General features: G+C 62.8%; 18 protein-coding genes. 7 read left to right on the plus strand and 11 right to left on the minus strand.

All coding sequences use genetic code 11. From position 1 onward, the window contains the following. Window positions 1–252: hypothetical protein (locus tag NZN28_RS09675; RefSeq protein ID WP_295397664.1), on the plus strand; the 252-nt coding region annotated here is incomplete at its 5' end. Here the strand turns inward: NZN28_RS09675 and ispH are convergent. Both ispH and NZN28_RS09685 read right to left on the minus strand, forming a co-directional pair. Then, window positions 244–1263 carry a 4-hydroxy-3-methylbut-2-enyl diphosphate reductase gene (gene ispH / locus NZN28_RS09680; RefSeq protein WP_295397666.1) on the minus strand — a complete coding sequence of 340 codons (1020 nt, stop codon included), beginning with the start codon at window positions 1261–1263 and terminating at the stop codon, window positions 244–246. The two genes, NZN28_RS09675 and ispH, sit on opposite strands and share 9 nt — an antisense overlap. A 325-nt stretch (window positions 1264–1588) precedes the next feature. Continuing rightward, on the minus strand, window positions 1589–3682 hold the full coding sequence (locus NZN28_RS09685) for an EAL domain-containing protein (protein ID WP_295397668.1): 2094 nt from the start codon (window positions 3680–3682) through the stop codon (window positions 1589–1591). A gap of 285 nt (window positions 3683–3967) precedes the next feature. On the opposite strand from NZN28_RS09685, the gene NZN28_RS09690 reads away from it, so the two are divergent. After that, a complete protein-coding gene (locus tag NZN28_RS09690) occupies window positions 3968–4537 on the plus strand; it encodes an NUDIX hydrolase (RefSeq protein ID WP_295397669.1) in 570 nt (189 codons plus the stop codon). Window positions 4538–4731: 194 nt separating this feature from the next. Here the strand turns inward: NZN28_RS09690 and NZN28_RS09695 are convergent, their stop codons facing one another. From NZN28_RS09695 to NZN28_RS09730, 8 genes are all read right to left on the minus strand, one after another. Further along, window positions 4732–6240 carry a carboxypeptidase M32 gene (locus NZN28_RS09695; RefSeq protein ID WP_295397671.1) on the minus strand — a complete coding sequence of 503 codons (1509 nt, stop codon included), beginning with the start codon at window positions 6238–6240 and terminating at the stop codon, window positions 4732–4734. A gap of 41 nt (window positions 6241–6281) precedes the next feature. After that, window positions 6282–8561: a glycoside hydrolase family 31 protein gene (locus NZN28_RS09700; protein WP_295397673.1), complete on the minus strand. Its 2280-nt coding sequence runs from the start codon at window positions 8559–8561 to the stop codon at window positions 6282–6284. A 73-nt stretch (window positions 8562–8634) separates the two neighbouring features. After that, window positions 8635–9477 carry a carbohydrate ABC transporter permease gene (locus tag NZN28_RS09705; protein ID WP_295397675.1) on the minus strand — a complete coding sequence of 281 codons (843 nt, stop codon included), beginning with the start codon at window positions 9475–9477 and terminating at the stop codon, window positions 8635–8637. Beyond that, the gene (locus NZN28_RS09710; RefSeq protein WP_295397676.1) at window positions 9474–10349 is read right to left on the minus strand and encodes a carbohydrate ABC transporter permease; all 876 of its coding nucleotides are present in this window, start codon (window positions 10347–10349) and stop codon (window positions 9474–9476) included. The genes NZN28_RS09705 and NZN28_RS09710 overlap by 4 nt, the downstream gene beginning before the upstream one ends. Window positions 10350–10407: 58 nt before the next feature. Further along, a complete protein-coding gene (locus NZN28_RS09715; RefSeq protein WP_295397679.1) occupies window positions 10408–11694 on the minus strand; it encodes an ABC transporter substrate-binding protein in 1287 nt (428 codons plus the stop codon). Window positions 11695–12053: 359 nt separating this feature from the next. Next, window positions 12054–13412: an NAD(P)(+) transhydrogenase (Re/Si-specific) subunit beta gene (locus tag NZN28_RS09720; RefSeq protein ID WP_295397680.1), complete on the minus strand. Its 1359-nt coding sequence runs from the start codon at window positions 13410–13412 to the stop codon at window positions 12054–12056. A 66-nt stretch (window positions 13413–13478) separates the two neighbouring features. Then, window positions 13479–13772, minus strand: coding sequence for an NAD(P) transhydrogenase subunit alpha (locus NZN28_RS09725; protein WP_013014151.1), 294 nt, complete (start codon window positions 13770–13772; stop codon window positions 13479–13481). Next, complete coding sequence (locus NZN28_RS09730; RefSeq protein ID WP_295397685.1) at window positions 13772–14899, minus strand: Re/Si-specific NAD(P)(+) transhydrogenase subunit alpha; 1128 nt, start codon at window positions 14897–14899, stop codon at window positions 13772–13774. The genes NZN28_RS09725 and NZN28_RS09730 overlap by 1 nt, the downstream gene beginning before the upstream one ends. Before the next feature lie 151 nt (window positions 14900–15050). Between NZN28_RS09730 and NZN28_RS09735 the strand changes: the two genes are divergently transcribed. From NZN28_RS09735 to NZN28_RS09745, 3 genes are all read left to right on the plus strand, one after another. After that, window positions 15051–15794, plus strand: coding sequence for an SDR family NAD(P)-dependent oxidoreductase (locus NZN28_RS09735; RefSeq protein WP_295397688.1), 744 nt, complete (start codon window positions 15051–15053; stop codon window positions 15792–15794). Between the two features lie 116 nt (window positions 15795–15910). After that, the gene (locus NZN28_RS09740) at window positions 15911–16918 is read left to right on the plus strand and encodes an aldo/keto reductase (RefSeq protein WP_295397690.1); all 1008 of its coding nucleotides are present in this window, start codon (window positions 15911–15913) and stop codon (window positions 16916–16918) included. Window positions 16919–16975: 57 nt separating this feature from the next. After that, on the plus strand, window positions 16976–17623 hold the full coding sequence (locus NZN28_RS09745) for a hypothetical protein (protein WP_295397692.1): 648 nt from the start codon (window positions 16976–16978) through the stop codon (window positions 17621–17623). Between the two features lie 2 nt (window positions 17624–17625). Here the strand turns inward: NZN28_RS09745 and NZN28_RS09750 are convergent, their stop codons facing one another. Next, window positions 17626–17955 carry a hypothetical protein gene (locus NZN28_RS09750; RefSeq protein WP_295397694.1) on the minus strand — a complete coding sequence of 110 codons (330 nt, stop codon included), beginning with the start codon at window positions 17953–17955 and terminating at the stop codon, window positions 17626–17628. Window positions 17956–17976: 21 nt separating this feature from the next. Here NZN28_RS09750 and NZN28_RS09755 point away from each other — a divergent pair, with 21 nt between their 5' ends. Beyond that, entirely contained in the window at window positions 17977–19161 is a 1185-nt protein-coding gene (locus NZN28_RS09755) for a nitrate/nitrite transporter (RefSeq protein ID WP_295397696.1), read from the plus strand. Window positions 19162–19205: 44 nt separating this feature from the next. Further along, the coding region (locus tag NZN28_RS09760; RefSeq protein WP_295397698.1) for a S8 family serine peptidase at window positions 19206–20717 on the plus strand (1512 nt) is incomplete at its 3' end.

A 20717-nucleotide genomic window follows, 5' to 3' on the forward strand; every position in this document is an offset into this window, starting at 1 on the left:
CCTAAAGACTTGGTTCGCGGAGTCTTCGGTGGGTGGCTTGAGCTGGCTGTAGCTGGCCTCGAGTTCGTGCCAGCAGAATTCACCCTGGAACAGGCCTACAAAGCGTTGCTACCCCTGGCCAAGAGGCACTATCCAAGAAACAAGCACCCTGAGGCAAAAATACGCCAGCAGTTGCAGCGTCTTCGGGATTTGGGTGTTTTGGAGTTCATGGGCCGGGGAATCTACCGCGTCATCAAGTCTCCCTCAAGTTAGCACCTCCTCCGGCGACACCCGTTTTGGCTCACGGAATTCAATATCCTCCCACTCGCCTTCTTCAATCACTTCCAAGCTGGGGTTCTGCTGGCGGAAATAGGCCACCACCTCTTGCACCAGGTCGTCCGGGGTCGAGGCTGCCGAGGTGATGCCCAAAGAGCGCACCCCCTGAAGCCACCCCGGCTGAATGTCCTGCACGGTATTGATGCGCTCGGCCCGGCCCACCAGGCTCTGGGCCAGCTCCAGCAGGCGCATCCCGTTGGAGGAGGCCTGGCTGGTCAGCACCAAAAACATGTCCACCTGGGGGGCAATCTGCTTGACGGCGTCCTGACGGTTCTTGGTGGCATAGCAAAGGTCGTGGCGGCTGGGAACCACCAGCTTAGGGAAGCGCCGCTTGAGGATATCTATGGTGGCCAGGGTATCGTCCACCGAAAGGGTGGTCTGGGTCAGTACCACCACCTTTTCGGGGTTGGGCACCTCAACCGTGTGGGGGTCGGCCAGGCGGGGGTCGCGGCCCACGTGGGTATGGACAGCAACCAGGATGGTGTGCTCCGGAGCCTCGCCCCGGGTGCCCTTAATCTCCTGGTGGTCGGCGGAGTCGCCGATTAGCAGTATGGTGTAGCCCTCCCCGGCATAGCGCTTGGCCTCGCTATGAACCTTGGTAACCAGGGGGCAGGTGGCATCAATCTGGTGCAGGTTGCGCTTTGCCGCCTCGGTTCTCAACCAGGGTGGGATTCCATGCGCCGAGAAGACCACCGTTTCGTTCAGCTTCCGGCCCACCTTGGCCAGCTCCGTGCGAAGTTGCTCCACTTCAGCCAGATCTTCGACAAAGTGAACCCTGTGCTGTTCTTCCAGGCGTTTCACGACCACATCGTTGTGGACGATGGCATGGTAGACCACCAGCTCGCCCTCATCACGCAATTCTCGAGCCGCTTTCTCCACCGCCTCGATGGCCATCACCACCCCGGCGCAAAAACCCCTGGGTTTGGCCAGAAATATCCGCTCCACCATACCGAGCACTTACCTTAGCACAGGACAGGTAGTGGTTCTGTAAGTTGAAGCCGCCCAATCAAACACAGGATGGCCCTGGTTTAGCTCCCTAAACAGGCAGCAGGGCCGTTACGGTAATCCAGGCATTCATACCCCGCAGGAGCGCTTCGCACCTTTCAAATGCCTTCCAAAACGTGGTCATTCGGTTCCAGAGAATGGATACCGATGCCTTTTTACCAAAAGATAGACCTCGGGAGAAATGAATCTTGTTTTCACCCAAAGGGGGTTGCCCCCTGAGCAATCGCTCAATCGGGGGTGCGCCGGTCCAAGCTATGCCCAGGGGGGACTAGAGGCCAATCTCCTCCGCAAGCAACACCGGCTCCATGGCGTTAATAATGCTTTCTTTGGGCTGCGGACGGGCAATCCCAAAGCCCTGCAGCAGGTGGCAACCTCGAGCCCGCAACCAGGCGATCTGTTCGGGGGTCTCAACCCCTTCAGCCACCGTGCGCAGGCCCAGACCTTCCCCCAGCAAAAGAATGGTTCGCAGAATGGCCTCTTCCCGGGTGTCCCGGCCAATACCGCTGATAAAGCTGCGGTCAATTTTAAGCAGGTCAATGGGCAGGTCTTTGAGATAGCTCATCGAGGTATGGCCCACGCCAAAGTCGTCCAGGGCAATCCGCACCCCCAGCTTTCGCAGGGCGCTCAGGTGCTGAACGGCTCTGGGCAGGTTCTGTATCAGGGCCGTCTCGGTGATTTCCAGGTGCAGTTTTTCTGGTTCCAGTCCACTTTGTTCCAGCGCTGCCGCCACCACCTCCGCAAAGCTCGAGTCGTACAGGGTGCGCGGCGAAATGTTGACGGCCACAGACCAGCCCAGAGGGCTGGCCTCGCAGCAGGCCTTGTTCAAAACCAGGTGATCCAGATCGCGGATCAGGCCCGTTTCCTCGGCGAGTGGGATAAAAGTAGCAGGGGCGATGGGGCCCCGGCTGGGGTGGTTCCAGCGGGCCAGGGCTTCTACTTTGATCCAGCGCCTGTGATGGGTGTCCAGAATCGGCTGGTACTCGAGGCCAATCTGACCTGCGGCTAAAGCCTCTCGCAAGTCCTGGATTAGTTTGAGGCGCTCGCGGCTGTAGCGGTCGAGCTCGGGGCTGTAGAACATCAGACCGGTTCCGTGCTCTTTGGCTCGGTACATGGCAATATCGGCCACCCGCATCAGGTCGTCGAGGTTTTGCCCATCCCGAGGATAGACCCCCAGCCCCAGGCTGGCCCCAATCCGCAAGGTGGTATCGGCAACCGTAAAGGGCTGCTGTAACACACCCAGCACCCGCCGGGCCGCATCGGTTGCCCCCTCGATGGTGGTTTCGCCCAGCAGGATGGCGAACTCATCTCCGCCCAGCCGCGCCAGCAAATCCCCCGAGCGCACGCAGTGCTGGATGCGCCGGGCCACCTGCACCAATAGCTCATCGCCCGCTTCGTGGCCCAGGGTATCGTTGACTTCCTTGAAGCGATCGAGGTCGAGGTAGATCAGGGTCGCTTCCCGACCCGCCCGCTGCGACTGGGCCAGGAACTGATCGGCTTGCTCGCGCAGCATCCGGCGGTTGGGCAGGCCGGTAAGCGGGTCGTGGTAGGCCAGGTGTTCGATGGTGGACTGGTAGGCTTTTCGTTCGCTGATGTCCCGGATGTTCAGCACAATTCCGCCCACCGCCGCATCGGCCAGTTGGTTCTGGCCCCAGATTTCAAACCAGCCCGTTCCACCGTGCTCGAGGGGTACACACACCTCGGTTTGAACAACCTCTTTGGGCCTGGCCAGCAATCGTTCCAAGAGGTGTTCCAGGCGCACCCGGTCTTCGGGTAGCACGTGATCAAAAATGTTAGGCCTCCCTCCGCGAATCGCTGACCTAACCCGTAGCCTGGAAGAGTTGGGGCTGGCATACAGAACTTCGCCCGAAACATTGACAATCAAGGTCACGTCAAAGCTATTTTGAACCAGCGCCCGAAAGCGCGCTTCGGAGGCCCGTAGAGCCTCCTCGGCCCGCTTGTGACGGCTGATATCGCGCACAATGGCCATGAGCTTGATGGGGTTAACCGAGGTACGGGCAGCACCCACCTCCACAGGAACCACCGTACCGTCAAGGCGAACATACCTTTGCTCCAGGAAAGGCACCTGACCCAGCTGGCTCAGGGTTTGGATACGCCGGGTGAGCATTGGATGGAAGTCGGGGTCCAGAAACCGCGTTACCTTTTGCCCTATCACCTGGTCGGGCTGGGTTGCCCCCACCAGCCGCAGATAGCTGGCGTTGCAATACAAAATGGTTCCGCTATCGTCCACTTCGATGATTCCATCGGGCGAGGTCTCGACCAGGGCCCGAAATCGGTTCTCACTTCGCTGGTGCTTCTGGCGCTCGAGGGCCAGGGAGCCAATAGCAAGCAGGCTCAACAACATCACGGCCAGCTCTGGGAAATACCAAACACTCTCAACCTTGGTGGCCGTGTCCAGCAAACTCAGAACAATAATGAATCCACTGAGTACGATAAGCCATTTACCCGAACGCCAGTGCATCCCTTTCAAGGTAGCACTCGCCCCTGGCGTTTATGGTTCATATAAGGCGTTACACAAAACCGGTGTGGCCGAAGGGGATGGACCACAGCCCCTGGGGGCCAAACCAAATCTCAAGACCCGTAAGCAACAGAGCAAAACCGCCCTTTGGGATTGTGGTAGTTTTTTTATATGCACCAGGAGCTCCAAGAACTGGCTGTGCGCTTTGGAAAGCCCCTCGAGATCACCCGCAGCCTGGGCCCCAATTCTTACCTGGCCGTCGCCAGAACCCGCATTGCCGAGGTATGTCTGGTATATCAGCAGCCCACCGGCCTGTACCTCACCATGACCAAGCCCTTCTACCCCGCAGGGGTGTATCGCTTGCCCACCGGAGGCATCCTGCCCGGTGAATCGGTCTTGGAGGCCCTCGAGCGCGAAAGCTGGGAAGAAACAGGGCAAACCGCGCAGGTTCTGCGCTACCTGGCCCACATCACCTACCTGCACAACGAGGGCCGCCTCTTTCACAGCTACGTTTTCCTGCTGGCATCAGGCGGCCACCCGAAGCCTCAGGATCACCTCGAGCAAATCAGCGATTTTCAGGAGGTGGCCGCCACCGGTCTGCTGGCCATTGCCGAGAAACTCGAGGGCCTACCCCCCGATTTCTCCCCTGAACTGAAGGCCACCTGGGCCGACTGGGGCCAGTTCAGGGCAGTTGTGCACCGGGTTGCGGCCCAGACCCTTGCTGAGCCCAAAGCGCTTTAGAACGCTCTTCACATAACATTCGAGTTTGAGAAAGCCTGGTTCTGAACAGAACAGTGGCCGCCTGGAAACTCGAATACATGCGTCTTGGCCCAGTAGCAACGCAGACAAGCGTGCCTCACGTCGGTGAGGCACGTCTCTTTGTCCCTTCTCGTTTTCGTGGGCGGTCACGTCTGTGAAGAGCGCGAGAGTTGGCGTCACAGCCCGTACAGCCAGCCAAACTTGCGGTTGAGGTAGTTCACCAGATAGGCTGGGTTAAGGTCCTCCCCGGTCACCTGCCGAAGAAGCTCGCGGGGCCAGTACCGGCTCCCCTGGTGGTGAATCTTTTCGCGGGTCCAGTTCAGCAAGGGCGCAAACTCGCCCCGCTCAAACTGGGCCTCGAGCGGCCCCAGGTCCTTTTCGGCCTGCGCGAACAGCTGCGCTCCGTAGAGGTTGCCCAGCGAATAGGTGGGAAAATAGCCGATTAGACCTGCGGCCCAGTGCACATCCTGCATCAGCCCATCCCGGATTTCGGGCGAACGCACCCCCAGATACGCCTGGTACCGGGCATCCCAGGCCTCGGGGGCGTCATCCAGGCTCAGCTCGCCCCGCAGCAGGGCCAGCTCGAGTTCAAAGCGAATCAGAATGTGCAGGTTATAGGTCACTTCATCGGCCTCGACCCGGATCAGGCTGGGCTCCACCGCATTGATGGCAAAATGAAAGTCTTCCAGGCGTACGTCGCGAAGCGAGGCAAAGTGTGCCTGGGCCCGGGGCCAGAAGTAGCGCCAGAAGCCCAGGCTACGCCCTACCAGGTTCTCCCAGGTACGGCTTTGCGACTCGTGGATGCCCAGCGAAATTTCGCTGCCCATGGGGGTCCCAAAATGTTCGGCCAGCAAGCCCTGCCCGTACAACCCATGCCCCATCTCGTGCACGATGCCAAAAAACCCCGCGTTGAAGTAGTTCTCAAAGTAGCGGGTGGTGAGGCGCACATCGCCGGGGCCAATCCCCTGCATGAAGGGGTGGGCCACCACATCGAGCCGCCCGGCCTCGAGGTCAAAACCAATTTTGGAAATGACCTCCTTGCCAAAAGCCTCCTGGGCGGCCTGGGGAAAGTGGCGGCGAAGGAGGGTGGTATCGGGCCTGCGCGGGCTGCCCTGGATGCGCCCGAGCAGCTTGAGGGTGGCCTCCCGCAACGGCCCAAAGATAGCCTCCACCTGCCGGGCTGTGGCCCCCGGCTCGTACTGATCGAGCAAGGCATCGTAGGGTTCTTCCCGGTAGCCAATGGCGTCGGCAGCTTCGCGGGTCAGGGCAAAAATCTTCTTGAGCACCGGCTTGAAGCCTGGCCAGTCGTTTTTGGGGCGGGCTTCCTGCCAGACCGCCTCGCCCTCGCTGGTGGCCTGGGCCAGCTCGACCGCCAACCGCTCGGGAATTCTGGTGTGAAGGTCGTAGGCCCGCCGCCACTCCCGCACGTTCACGGCTTCTACGGAAGTGGGCGCTCCCAGCCAGCTCGAGCCCTCCACCACAGCCAGCATCTCGCCAATCCGGGGGTCGGTGGCCCGCTGGTGCAACAGCTTGGCCAGCGTGGCCTGCATCATGGCCCGGTGGGGGTGGCCCTTCTTGGGGGTGCAGGCCGCCTGATCCCAGCCCGCCAGCTTGCTAAAGGAGGCCAGATAGGCCGTCTCTCGGCTGTGTTCCAAAAGCCACTGGTACGCTTCTTGGGCAGTCATACCTGCCCATCATAGCCACCCCGCGCAGTTTTGCCAGCCCGCTACCCGTCCCACTCGGCCCAGGCTTCCCCCGAGCGCAAATCCAGGCGCAGCACCCCGTCCTGGTAGGCCAAACCCACCCCACGGGCCGGCGGGGCTACCCCCCACACCTGGGCGAAGACCGCTTCGCGGGGGTGGCTCGCGCGATCCAGAAAGCGCAGCTCGAGCCGCCGGCCGTCAAAGCTACCTAGAAGCTCGCTCCAGGCTCCCGGGGCCTCCCCTTCCCCCTCGTCCTCATAGACCCGCCCCCGGATTTCCCGCCCCAGGGCCACTCTAAATTCGAGATGGGCCCAGCGGGCCGAACGGGTGGGGGCGTGGGGCTCGGTGAGGGGCAGGGCAGTGCCCGCCCGTTGAAAGAGGGGCAGCCGCTCCAAAGGTGCCTCCACCTCGAGCCGCCGGGGGCCCTCCCAGAGGGTGCCCTCCCAGAAGTCCTGCCAGCCCCCTGGCGGCAGGTAAACCTCGCGCGCACGGGCCCCCTGCCACAGCACCGGTGCCGCCAACAGGGCTTCCCCCAACAGGAACTCGTCGTCGCGCCGGGCCCTCGCTTCCTCCGGCCAGTAGGCAAAAAGGGGGCGCCAAAGCGGCAGGCCCTCCTCGTGGGCCGCCCGGGCCAGGGAATAGAGGTAAGGAAGGAGCCGGTAGCGGAAGCGCAAGGCCTCGCGCATCCTGAAGATCCACGGCTCACCGAAGGCGTAGGGCTCCTGGCGGCGGGTGCCCAGGGCGCTGTGGTTGCGGAAAAAGGGGTAAAGCGCCCCGAGCCAGGTCCAGCGCAGAAGGAGCTCGGGCTCAGTGTCCAGGCCAAACCCACCCACATCCGTCCCGGCGAAGGGCACCCCTGAAAGCCCCAGCGAGAGGAGCAGGGGAACCGAGAGGGCCATGTCCTCGTAGCGGCTTTCGTTGTCCCCCGTCCAGACAAAGGCGTAGCGCTGGATGCCGGGGAAGCCGCTGCGGGTGAGGATAAAGGGGCGGCGGCCCAAGGCGGCCAGGCCCCGGTGGGTGGCCTCGGCCATACCCAGGGCGTAGAGGTTGCGGGCCTCGAGGTGGCTCTTCCCCCCCTGGCGGGCGGTGAGGGGTAGGGCCTTGTCGGTTGGCTCGGCACCCCCAAGCTCCAGCACCGCCGGCTCGTTCATGTCGTTCCAGATTCCGGCAAAGCCGTTTTTCTCGGCGAAGGTTCGCACCTCCTCGGCCCAAAAGGCCCGGGCCTCCTCCCGGCTAAAGTCGGGCCAAACTGCCCGCCTCGGCCAGACCCCGCCCACCAAGAGCTCGTCCCGGTCGTCCAGAATGAAAACCCCCCGCTGCTTCCCCTCTTCAAAGACCCGGTAGCCCTCCTCCACCTTCACCCCTGGGTCTACGATGGGCACTAGACGCACACCCTCCCCGGCTAGCTCGTCCGAGAGGGCCCGGAAATCGGGGAAGCGGTGCGGGCTGAGGGTGAAGACCTTGTACCCCTCCATGTAGTGGATATCCAGCCAGACCGCCTCCAGGGGCAGGTCGTGGGCCTTGAACTCCTCCACTACCTCCCGCACCGCCTGGCTGTCGGCATAGCTGTAGCGGCACTGGTGGTAGCCCAGGGCCCACAAGGGGGGCATGGCGGGCCGGCCGGTGAGCAGGGTCAGGCCCCGCACCACCTCCAAGGGGCTTCCCTCCCAAAGGTAGAGGTCGAGATGCGGCCCCGCTACGGCGATACGGCCCTCGGCGGGGTGGGCGTGGCCCAGGTCAAAGAGGCTCGGGTGGCTCTCGTCCAGCAGGAGGCCCAGGGCCCGCCCCTCCTCCAGCCGTAGCAGAAAGGGGCTGGCCTGGTAGAGCGGGTCGTAGCCGGGGCGGGGGGGCTGGTCGGCGGTGAAGTTCCAAAAGCGCCGGCTCCGCCGCTCCAACCCTCCGGTTCGCTCGCCCAAGCCGTAGTAATGGGCTGCCCCCAGGGCGAAGCGCAGCGCTAGAAGCGGGTAGGGCACCCCGTCGGAAAGAAGCTGCAGGAGGGGCAGGGCCTCGAGGTGGGGAAGGCCCCATAAGGTGAGCTCGAGGCCCCCCAGGCGCACCCTCCCCTCACCCAGCGCCAAGGGTGGAAGCCCCTCGGCCCGGTAAACCCCCTGGGCTTCCTCCAGGGGTAACGGCCTTGCCCCCTGCACCGCCAGCCCCACCTTGGCCCGGTCGCGCGGCCTTTGGGTGAAAAGGAGCCGCCAGGCCCGCACCCCCTCCTTCTCCACCGCCTGCACCCCGACATCCGCCAGGGACAGGCCCTCCAGTCGGTCAAAAGGGATGTCCCAGTCCAGTAGCTCGTTCAAGCCCCACCTCCACAACGCAACCCCTGCGCGGTCGGCGGAATCCCGTCCACCCCGCCAAAATCGCCATGCAACCCTAGCCCTTTACTGCGCCTGCGGTCAAGCCCGCCACTATTCGTTGCTGGAAGACCAGCACCAAAATCACCAGCGGCACCGTCACCACCACCGAGGCGGCCATGATGGAACCCCAGGGAATCTCGTAGGGGGTGGCCCCACCAAAGAAGGCGATGGCCGGGGGCACTGTGCGCACCACGTCGCTCACGGTAAACGTAAGGGCAAAGAGAAATTCGTTCCAAGCCGCAATGAAGGCCAGAAGCCCAGTAGTCACCAGGCCGGGCCCGGTGAGCGGGAGCATCACCCGAAGGAGGGTCTGCACCGGAGTGGCCCCGTCCACGTAGGCCGCCTCCTCGAGCTCCCGCGGTAACCCCCGGAAGTAGCCCACCAACACCCAGACCGTGAAGGGCAGGGTGAAAAGCATGTAGCTCAGAATCAGCCCGGCGTGGGTGTTGAAGAGGCCCACCTGCCGCAGCAGCACAAAGAAGCCCCCCAGCACGGCAATCTGGGGAAACATGGTCATGGAGAGCACGATGTAGAGCACCGCGTTTTTCGGGGGAAAGCGCAGCCGACCCAGGGCGTAGGCCGCCAGCACCCCCAGCACCAGCGAGAGCAGGGTGGCCCCCCCCGCCACAATAAGGGAGTTCAGCAGGTTGCGGCCAAAGGCGGTGCCCACGAAGACGTTGCGGTACTGCTCAAGGGTAAAAGGAATTGGCAGGAAGCTCGGGTCAGGGGAGAAAAGCCCGCTGGAGGGTTTGAAGCTCGAGATGACCGCCCAGTAAAAAGGAAAGACACTGTAGACCACCACGAAGACCACCAGGAAGTAGAAGAGCCCCCGGTTGAGCCAGAACAGGGTGCGCTTCATCTAAGGGCCTCCCTCCCGATGCTGCGCATGTAAAGAATCACAAAGACAAAGGTGATGATGAGGATAGCTACACTGATGGCCGAGCCGTAACCCAGATCCTGGAAATCTATCAGGTTCTGCCGGTTGTAGATCGCCAGGGTGCGGGTAGCCGAGTTGACCCCAGTCATCACGTAGATCACGTCGAAAACCCGCAAGGCGTCTAGGGTACGAAAAATAAGAGCAACCAGCAAGGCTGGGGTGAGCAGGGGAAGGGTTATTGTCCAGAACTGCTGCCAGCGGGTAGCCCCATCAATGCTGGCGGCTTCATAGAGTTCGTCGGGGATGAGCTGGAGACCGGCCAGGAGCAGCAAGGCCATAAAGGGGGTGGTCTTCCACACGTCCACCGCAATAATGGCCGGCAGCATGAGCTCTGGGCGGGCCAGGAAGGCCACCTTCTGCGAGAGGATGCCAAGCTTAACGCCGATGACGTTAATCACCCCGTAGACGTCGTTGAGCATCCACTGCCACATCTTGGCCGAAACCACGGTAGGAATGGCCCAGGGGATGAGGATGGCGGTACGCACTAGGCCCCGACCCTTAAAGTTGGAATGGATGATGAGGGCGATGGCCAGGCCCAACACGGTCTCAATACTCACCGAGAAGATGGTGAACTTCACGGTGTTCCACAAGGCCTCGCGGAAGTCAGGGTCGCGGAGCAAAAAAAGGTAGTTCTCAAAACCTACCAGCTCCGGAGGGTCTACGAGAGCAATGTCGGCCTTGAAAAAAGACCAGTAGAAGACCTGGGCCAGCGGGTAGCCGGCTACGAAGACCACCACCAAAAGAGTGGGTAAAACCAGCAGCCAGGCCAGTCGAACCTGCCTTTGAATGAGCATGATTCTCCCGTTTAGAGCAAACCCGGGGAGCCCAGTCCCCCCCGGGGAGAGTAGTCTACTAGCGCAGGATACGGCGTAGGCGGGCATCAAGGTCGCGCACCGCGGCTTCGCCAGTCTTACGGCCGGTAAGTACACTATGCACTTCCGTCCAAATGGCCTCAGAAGCCTGGTTGTAGCGGGCACCAGCTACGTCCGAGGGTCTCGATACCGCGTTCTGGAAGACAGGCAGCAAGTCTTTGAACCAAGGGGTCTTGGCTAGAATATCTCGGTCGTTATAGAGGGCCGGACGGGTGGGCAGCCAGGAAAGGTTCAGAGCAAAGTCTTTCTGGCTTTCGGCAGAGGTCAGGAAGCGTACTAGGTCGGCCGCTTCCTTGGGGTAACGGCTGTAAGCCGAGACCATGAGTTGCCAACCGCCCAGAGTGGCAGCGTTGGGAGCGTCGCCCGCTCCTTTGGGCAACACAGTCACCCCGAACTTGCCCTTGATGGGGCTGTTATCGGCCTGGCCCAAGGCATAGGCATAGGGCCAATTGCGCATGAAGAGGCTATTTCCCTGCTGCCAAACGTTGCGGGCCTCCTCCTCGGCGTAAGAGGTAACTCCCTGCGGGGCAATGGTGCCTACAAAGCGACGCACAGTATTCAGTGCCAAGGCAGCCTTGCCGTTATTCACGCTGATGTTGCCATCCGACTCAACGATTCGTCCGCCGCCAAAGGAGTAAATCCACTCCAGAGCATCGCAGGTCAGGCCCTCGTAGGGTTTGCCCTGGAAGACAAAGCCGAAGAAGTCGCGGTTGCCGGCCTTACGCTCCTCGTCCATCACCCGCTGGGCCATCTGGCTAAGCTCGGCCCAGGTGCGGGGCGGATTACGGTAGCCGTACTTCTGCAAAAGGTCGGTACGGTAGTAGAGCAGCCCTGCGTCGGTGAAAAAGGGGATGGAGGTGAGTTTACCCCGGATGGTGTTGTTCTGCACAATACGAGGGAAGTATTCTCTGAGTTCGGCCTCGGTGAAGTGCTGTTTGAGATCGAGGGCGTGCGGCGCGATAATACCAGGCCAAATTACGTCCACCATGTAGATATCAATATCCGGGCTGCGCCCCGCCCAGTACTGTTGGTACAGGGCAAGCTGAGCATCAGTATCGGTGGGAGCCTCAAAGACCTCGGCGCGAATACCGGTGCGGCGAGTGAACTCGGCCAGGCGGGCCCGCATCCAGCGGGGCCCCTCTCCCACCCCACCCCCCAGGGAAACCCGCAGGGTGGCCTGACCCTGCGCACGCACCAACCCCCGGCTCATCAAAAAGCCAGTTGCCAAACCTGCACCTGCTTTTTTTAGAAACTCTCTACGCTTCATGTTTCCTCCTAGTCAATTGGAAGTGCTTCCATAGCCAGCCAGGCTACAACGCCGCAATATAACTTGCCTTTAGAAGAACTTCCTGTGCGAAGTCTATATCAGCCGAACTACCTATGTCAACCCAAGACCAAATTGCAAGAAGCCGCCTAGGAAAGCACAAAATTCAGAAAACCACCCCCGCCTGTCCGGTAACTGGAAAAGTCCCGCTGGGTTATCGCGCTCTTCACAGACGTGGCCGCCCACGAAAACGTGAATGCGTCTGGGCCGAGACGCATGTTTTCGAGTTTCCAGGCGGCCACCGTTCTGTTCAGAACCAGGTTTTCTCGAACTCGAATAGCTCATTATATGTGAAGAGCGCCCTAAAGCTTCTTGAGCGACTGCACCAACTGCCCCAGCACGCTCTGGGCATCGCCGTAGAGCATGCGGGTGTTGTCGGCGAAGAAGAGCTCGTTTTCCACTCCGGCGAACCCCTTGCCCTGGCCCCGCTTGATGACGATGGCGTTTTTGGCCTTGTCCACGTCCAGAATGGGCATCCCGTAGAGCGGGGAGCCTTTGCGGTGGGCGGCGGGGTTGACCACGTCGTTGGCCCCAATCACCACCGCCACATCGGCCTGGGGGAACTCGGGGTTGATGTCCTCGAGGTCGTAGAGCTTGTCGTAAGCCACCCCCGCCTCGGCCAGGAGCACGTTCATGTGGCCGGGCATGCGGCCAGCCACCGGGTGAATGGCGTACTTGACCTCGATGCCCTTGGCCTCGAGCACATCCGCCACCTCGCGCAGCTTGTGCTGGGCCTGGGCCACCGCCATCCCGTAACCGGGCACGAAAATCACTTTGGAAGCATAGGCCAGCATCACCGCAGCATCCTCCAGGTCAATGGGCTTCAGGCTGCCCTTCACCTCCCCCGCTTCCTGCTCGACCCCAAAGCCGCCCACCAGCACGCTCCACAGGCTGCGGTTCATGGCTTTGGCCATCAGGAGCGTGAGCAGCGTACCCGCCGCCCCCACCACGGTACCGGCCACAATCAGGGCCGCATTTCCAATGGCAAACCCTTCAAAGCCCACCGCCAGACCGGTAAAGGCGTTGTACAGCGAAATCACCACCGGCATATCCCCCCCGCCGATGGGGAGGGTCATCAGCACCCCAAAGCCCAAAGCCAGCAGGAAAAAGGCCAGAATGGGTAAACCGGACTGACTGAAAAGCACCCATATGGCCAGCAAAATGGCCCCCACCCCCACCGCGGCATTGACCAGCTTTTGCGCCGGAAACTGAATGGGGCGGCTCGACATCAGGCCCTGTAGCTTGGCGAAGGCAATCAGGCTGCCGGTGAAGGAAACCGAGCCAATGAGGGCCCCCAGAATGGCCAGCAGCTTGAGCCCCAGAGCCTCAGCAAACTCCCCCCGCAAAAGCTCCACCGCCGCAATGGCTCCGGCAGCCCCCCCGCCCATGCCGTTGTAGATGGCGACCATCTGGGGCATGTCGGTCATCTGCACGCGCTTGGCCGCAATCCAGGCCACCACCGTACCGATGACGATGGCCACAATCATCAGGCCCTGGTTGTGCAGGTTGGGCAGGAAGAAGGTGACCAGCGTTGCCGCCACCATGGCGATCCCGGCCCAGATCACCCCACTGCGGGCGGTGTTGGGCGAGGACATGCGCTTCAGGCCCAGGATGAACAAAAGCGCCGTCAGGAAGTAGATTAGCTCGACAAAGTTTTCCATAGCGACAAATAGCATGGGGCGATAACCGGAGAGCCCGCCGGGGGCCATCCGCTATCGGCGTGTGAGCTATTGACCTCCTTTCGGCTTGCGCTCGAACATTTCCAGCATCCGCTCGGTCACGGCGTAGCCACCCGCAGCATTGGCGGCCCCCAGAATCACGCCAAAAAAGCCGATGGCCTGCTCGAGCGGCGTCTCGGCATGGCCCAAGACCACCATCGCCCCCACCACCACAATGCCGTGAATGAAGTTGGAGCCCGACATCAAGGGGGTGTGCAGAATCACCGGCACCCGGCTAATCACTTCGTAACCGGTAAAAGCAGCCAACAAAAAGATATAAAGCGCAGCCCAGGTTGAGTCCATCAGGCACCTCCAACCAGCGCCTTGGTCGGCGCATGGGTAATCTCGCCTTGGTGGGTCAGAAGCGCCCCGGCCAGAATCTCGTCGCTCCAGTCGGGGGCGAGTTGACCATCTTTGATGAGCAGCTTGGAGAGGTTGTAGAGGTTTTTGGCGTACATCTCGCTGGCATGCACCGAGAGCGCACTGGGCAGGTTCAACGGCCCCACCACCTTGACCCCGTTCACCTCCACGGTCTTGCCGGGCTGGGTTAGCTCGCAGTTGCCGCCCGACTCGGCGGCCAGGTCAACCACCACCGCACCGGGGTTCATGCGCTCGACCATGTCTTTGGTGATGAGGATGGGCGCGTTGCGGCCCGGGATCTGGGCGGTGGTGATGACGGCGTCCATGCTGCCCACCTCTTTGGCCAGGGCCTCGTGCTGGATTTTCTTTTCTTCCTCGGTCAGCTCGCGGGCATAGCCGCCCTCGCCCTCGGCGCTGATGGGCAGCTCGATGACCTTGGCCCCCAGCGACAGGGCCTGCTCCGCTGCCGCCTTACGCACGTCGTAGGCCCAGACGTTGGCCCCCAGGCGGCGCACGGTGGCAATGGCCTGCAAGCCGGCCACCCCCACCCCCATGACCATGACCCTGGCCGGGCGGATGGTGCCCGCCGCTGTGGTCAGCATGGGAAAAAAGCGGCTGCTCTCGCGGGCGGCAATCAGGGCGGCCACATAACCCGCTACGGTGGCCTGGGAAGAAAGCACATCCATGCTCTGGGCGCGGGTAATGCGCGGCACCAGCTCCATGGCCAGGGCGGTGAGCTTGCCCGTCGCCATGGCCTGTACCCGTGCGGGGCTGCGATGCGGGTACATGAGGCCCGCCACGATGGTGCCGGGCTGAAGCTGCACCAGATCCAGCCGTTCCAGCGGCTGCACGGTAAAAACCACCTGTGCGCCTTTGAAAAGCTCTTCGCGGGGCAACACCTCGGCCCCTGCGTTTCGGTAGGCCTGATCGGTGTAGTAGGCCTCGGCCCCAGCGCCGGCCTCGAGGCGCACCCCCCAGCCTTCCTTGATCAGACGGCCCACCACCTCCGGCGTGAGTGCCACCCGCCGTTCGCCCGAGGCCGTTTCTTTGGGCACTGCGATTTGAACCATTGGACCTCCTGAAAAACGAGCCGACGTTTGGTATACCTTGCTCCGCAGGGAAGTATACCAGTGACGGCCCAGAGAGCAACGCCCCTTCCTGATTCTTGACCTGGGTTCTTTGCACTCAATACAATCGCTTTCGTTCAGATAAGGAGCGCTTGTGGATTTCCAGGGACAGGTGGTGGTAGTGACCGGCGGTGCCTCAGGCATGGGAGAGGCTTCTGCCAGAGCGTTTGCCAGAGCCGGGGCCCAGGTGGTGATTGTAGACCGCAACGAGGCGCAAGCGCGCCTGGTCGCAACCGAACTGGGGGCAGAGGTACAGGTTGGCGATGTGAGCGACTCGGCCTTTTGCAATACCGTGGTGGAAGAAACGGTACGGCGGTACGGGCGGCTGGATGTGCTGGTCAACGCCGCTGGCATCATCGTGCGGGCCAGCGGCGAGCACACCACCGACGAGCAGTGGAACCGCATCATGGGGGTGAACGTGAGCGGCACCTTTTTCATGTGCCGGGCGGCCATCCGGGCCATGAAGCCCCAGGGTAGCGGGGCCATCGTCAACTTTGGCTCCATCTGGGGCGACCTGGGGGCCGCCGGGGTGGCGGCCTACTGTGCCAGCAAGGGCGCAGTCCACAACCTCACCCGCGCACTGGCCCTCGACCACGCCAAGGACGGCATTCGCATCAACGCGGTCTGTCCCGGTGAGGTCAATACCCCCATGCTCCAGTCCGAACGCAAGGAACCCGTCACGCCCGAACTCCTGCAACGCCTGGCCGATACCGTGCCGATGGGCCGCCTGGCCGACCCGGCGGAAATTGCCCAGGTGGTGCTCTTTCTGGCCTCGAGCAAGGCCAGCTACATGACCGGCTCCCTGGTGCTGGTTGATGCTGGGTTTGCAGCCCGGTGAGCGCATCTGCAAAGCCGGTGGATAGTCCGGGCCTCGAGACGTGAACCTTGTTATCACACGCTGCCCTGGGGAATGCTCGTACTAGCCTCTGTTAACACGACTGAAGGAAGCCATCTATGGAATACCGCAATCTGGGTCGCACGGGCGTGAAGGTTGCGCCGCTGGCGTTGGGAACCGACAACATCCTGAACCCCACCCCCGAGAACGAGTCCAAGCAGATGATCCTGCGGGCGCTGGACGCGGGCATCAACCTGATTGATACCTCCAACAGCTACCGCCAGGGCGAGGCTGAGCGGGTGATTGGCGCAGCCCTCAAGGAAACCGGCAGGCGCCATGAGGTGCTCATTGCCACCAAGGCCCACTACCCCACCGGCCCCGGCCCCAACGACCGGGGAAACTCGAGGCTCCACCTCTTGCGGGCCTGTGAAGACTCGCTGCGGCGGCTGCAAACCGATTACATTGACCTCTACCAGCTTCACCGCCCGGTTTTCGACATGCCCATTGATGAAACGCTCTCGGCCCTGACCGACCTGGTGCGCCAGGGCAAGGTGCGCTACATCGGTAGCTCGACGGCCCCGGCCTGGAAGGTGCTGGAGGGCATTTTGGTCAGCGAGCTGAAAGGCTACGTGCGCTTTGTCTCGGAGCAGCCGCCCTACAATCTGCTGGATCGGCGCATCGAGAACGAGCTGATTCCCATGGCCCAGGCCTACAACCTGGCCATCCTGCCCTGGTCGCCCCTGGCCATGGGGATGCTGGCCGGACGCTACGCCGACGGCGAGCTTCGTCCGGAGGGCTCGCGCGCCAGCCTGCGGGGGGGGATTTACGCCGAGCGGGTCTCGCCCAGGGCCGTGCAGATAGGCAACCGCTTTGTGCAGCTGGCCCGGGAGGCCGGGTACGACCCCGCCCAACTGGCCCTCCTGTGGGTCAAAGATCAACCGGGCATCACCGCCCCCATCATGGGACCCCGGAGCGTGGAGCAGCTCGAGCACCTGCTTCCGGTGCTGGACATGACCCTGCCCGAGGATATTCGGGCAGCCTGCGACAGGCTGGTGCCGCCAGGCAGTGCGGTGGCCAACTTCCACAACTCAGCCCCCTGGATGAAGATGCAGTTGGAGGTGGGTTGAACAAGCATAACGCCCAAATAACACCTACTCCGCTATGCTGCAACCATGGAGCCTGCTATGCGAAGACTTATCGGCGTGGTGATAGGGGTGGCTCTGGGCGGAGCCGCCTGGGCCCAGTGTGACCATCCCTTTTACCCGGTACGCGAGGGCTGGGTCTGGAGCTATCGCTCGAGCCTGGACAACAGCACCTACACAATTCAGACCCTGGAGGTCAAAGCGAACGGCTTCATCCAGCGCCTTACCTTCCCCAGCTTCGGCTTCGACAGCCGCTGGATCTGCGACGCCAGGGGCCTCACCCGACCCGAGTTTGCCCAGTCCGGCCCGAGCAGCATGCAGATGAAGTTCAAAACCCGCAAGGCCAGTGGGGTGCTGCTGCCCCAGAACCTGCGGGTGGGGAGTAGCTGGAGCTACAGCTACGAGGTGAGCGGGGTGGCCCAGCGGGGCAACCAGACCATCGAGCTCGAGCAAAGCATCATCACCACCAGCAAAGTGGTGGGCCAGGAGAGCGTAAGCGTACCCGCCGGGCGCTTTACGGCCCTCAAGGTGGAGAGTACCCAGACCTCCCGTGGCACCATGAAAATGGGGGGCCGCAGCAGCCCCATGAACCTGACCGTGAAAAGCACCTCCTGGTACGCCCCCAATGTGGGGCTGGTGAAGAGCCAGAGCGAGGGCGTGGTCATCGAGCTGGTCAGCCTTAAGCGCTAGGCTTACCCCAGCGCCAGCCAGGCCCACACCCCCAGGGCAAACAAGGCAGCCAGGGCCAGGGCCACCCGAAAAACCAGCACCAGGTAACCCGCCCCAAAGAAGAGCACGGCCCCCACCCCCGCCATCCACGCACCTGCCACCGAAAGATGGCGGGCCACCCCCTCCAAAAAGCCGGGAAAGTCTATGCGGATGCGCATGAGGTTTTTGTCCAGGTTGGGGTCAATGGTCTGGTTGGCCAGGGTGAAGGCCAGCCAAGCCAGAAGCACCCCCAGCACCACCAGGAGGCCGCCCAGAAGCTCGAGCCACAGGGTCGAAGCGGTCATCGCTTTCATACAGGATAGGATAGGGGAACCATGCCTTCTGTTGCTGCCCGCATCTTCGCCGTGCTGCTTCTGGCCTACTTTCTTTCCTACTTTTTTCGTGCGGTCAATGCGGTCATCTCGCCCGACCTGCGGCAGGACTTGGGGCTTTCCTCGGCCCAGCTTGGGCTGATGACCAGCCTGTTTTACCTGACCTTCGCGCTGGCCCAGCTGCCGCTGGGTGCGCTGCTGGACCGCTTCGGCCCCCGCTTCGTGCACCCGGCCCTGATGCTTTTGGGGGCCGGAGGCGCACTGCTCTTCGCCAGCGCCCAGGACTTCCTCACCCTCTCGGTGGGGCGGGCCTTGCTGGGCATTGGCTTCGCGGCGGCCTTGATGGGGGCTTTGAAGGCCTTTTCGCTCTGGTTTCCGGCCTCGCGCTACGCCAGTGTGAGCAGCCTGTACGTGGCCCTGGGGGCTTCGGGGGCCATTGCCGCCTCCTCGCCGCTGGCCTGGCTCAAGGAGCAGATTGGCTGGCGCGGGGTATTCGAGGGCGGGGCCGTGGTGATTGTGCTGGTGGCCCTGGTGGTGGCGCTGGGGGTTCGCAACGCCCCCAAAGGCATGGCCCTCCCCAAAAGCACCCAGGCGGGCCATGCGGGGGTGATCTGGGGCCACCCCAACTTCTGGCGCATGGGCTGGCTCAACTTTATGGTGGGGGGCGGTTTCCTGGCCTGGCAGACCCTGTGGGGCGGCGACTTTTTGTTCAAGGTGCGGGGGATGGCGAGCCTCGAGGTCGGCAGTCTCCTCTTTACCTTCTCCCTCGCGGCTGCTTTTGGCTTTTTGCTCTGCGGCCCGCTGGCCGACCGGTTAGGCCTGCCCAGGGTGTTGCTGGCGGCGGGCGCGGCCTTCACGCTGGGGCCGCTGCTGCTGGCTTTGTGGCCGCAGATGCCCCTGGCCCTTCTGTACGGGGTCTACCTGCTGATGGGCTTTACCGGCGCCTTCAACATTCTGAGCCTGGCCCAGGCCCGGCTCTCCTTCCCCACCGAGCTGACCGGGCGGGCCGTTACGGCCATCAACTTTATGGGTTTTATGGGGGTATTTTTGCTCCAGTGGGGGATGGGGATTGTGCTGGGGCTGAGCAACTACAGCACGGCCCTGCTGGTCTGGGCAGCCCTCATCATCCTGGCCATCCTGGGGTACTGGCCCCTGACCCAACGCCACCGACCCGCAAGCCACCTTTAGCCAGTTTTCATGGCCTCTGCAAGTGCGACCGGTATGCTTTGAACATGACCCGCTACTTCTGGCTTGGCATTTTGGCCTTTGTACTCACCGCGTGCCCCAACCAACCGCCCCCTCCGCCGCCACCCAACATCAGTATCAGTCTGAGCCCAGGCAGCGCTTTTTCGCTGGATATTGGCCAGGAAAGGGTTGTCACCGCCAGCGTGAGCGGCACCAGCAACACCGCCGTTAACTGGAGCAGCAGCAATCCCGGCATCGCCTCCGTAAACAACGGGGTGGTGCGGGGAGAGTCCGCCGGAACGGCGACCATCACCGCCCGCAGCGTGGCCGATACCACCAAGAGCGCCTCGGTGCAGGTCACGGTGCTCGAGCCCCCCTCCCCTCCCCCGCCGGGCAATGGGGTCATCAGCGGAACGGTTCGCATCGCCCTGCAAACCTCCATTTCAAACGCCGACCCCACCGCGCCCTTTGTGGAGGGCGAGCTCATCGTGAAGTTCAAGCCCCAGGTCAGCCTGCAATCGCTGAGCCGCCTTTCGGTTTCGGGCGTGGAGCTTCAGCAGGTCAGACCGCTGGGCACCGAGCGCACCTATCTCTACCGGGCCAGCCTGAACCGCGCCGACACCCTCACTTTGTTGCAATCACTGCAAAGCCGGAGCGACGTGGAGTACGCGCACCCCAACTACCTCCTTTTTGCCCAGGCCACCCCCAACGACCCCCGGTACCCCAACCAGCGCTGGCACTACGAGGCCATCAACCTGCCCACCGCCTGGGACATCGAAACCGGCGGCTCCAACCCGGTTACGGTGGCGGTGATTGACGGGGGCATAGCAGCGGGCCACCCCGACCTCGCTGGCAAGCTGCTCCCCGGTTACGACTTCTATTCCAACGCAGCCGACTCCGGCGACGGCGACGGGCGCGACCCCAACCCCGAGGACACCGCCCCCGGCACCGACTTTCACGGCAACCACGTCACCGGCACGGTGGGGGCCGCCACCAACAACAACCTGGGGGTGGCCGGGGTCTCCTGGGGCGCAAAAATCCTGCCCGTCCGGGCCTTGAGCGGCGGCAGCGGCACCCTGGCCGATGTGGCCGATGCGCTGAGATGGGCTGCAGGGCTGAGTGTGCCTGGCGTTCCGGCCAACACGAACCGTGCCAGCGTGATTAATATGTCGCTGGGTGGGCCCGTAGCCTGTAGCAATGCCCCGGCCCTCCAGCAGGCCATCAACGAGGCGAATAACGCCGGTGCCATTATTGTGGTGGCGGCAGGCAACTCCAACGTGGATGCCAGCACCTTCAGCCCTGCCGGGTGCAGCGGGGTGATCACGGTGGGCGCGACCAACGCCGCAGGCAACCGGGCCTCGTATTCCAACTTTGGCACCCGCATTGACCTGATGGCCCCCGGCGGTGAACCTTCCGGACAGCAGGTGGTGAGCACCCTGGGCAGTGGGCAGTACGGGGGCAAGGCGGGCACCTCGATGGCCGCGCCCCATGTGGCGGGCGTGCTGGCCCTGATGAAGAGCAAGAAACCCACCCTGAGCGCCGCCGAGGGGCTCAGCATC

The sequence above is a fragment of the Meiothermus sp. genome, from assembly GCF_025056915.1.
Classification (GTDB): Bacteria; Deinococcota; Deinococci; order Deinococcales; family Thermaceae; genus Meiothermus.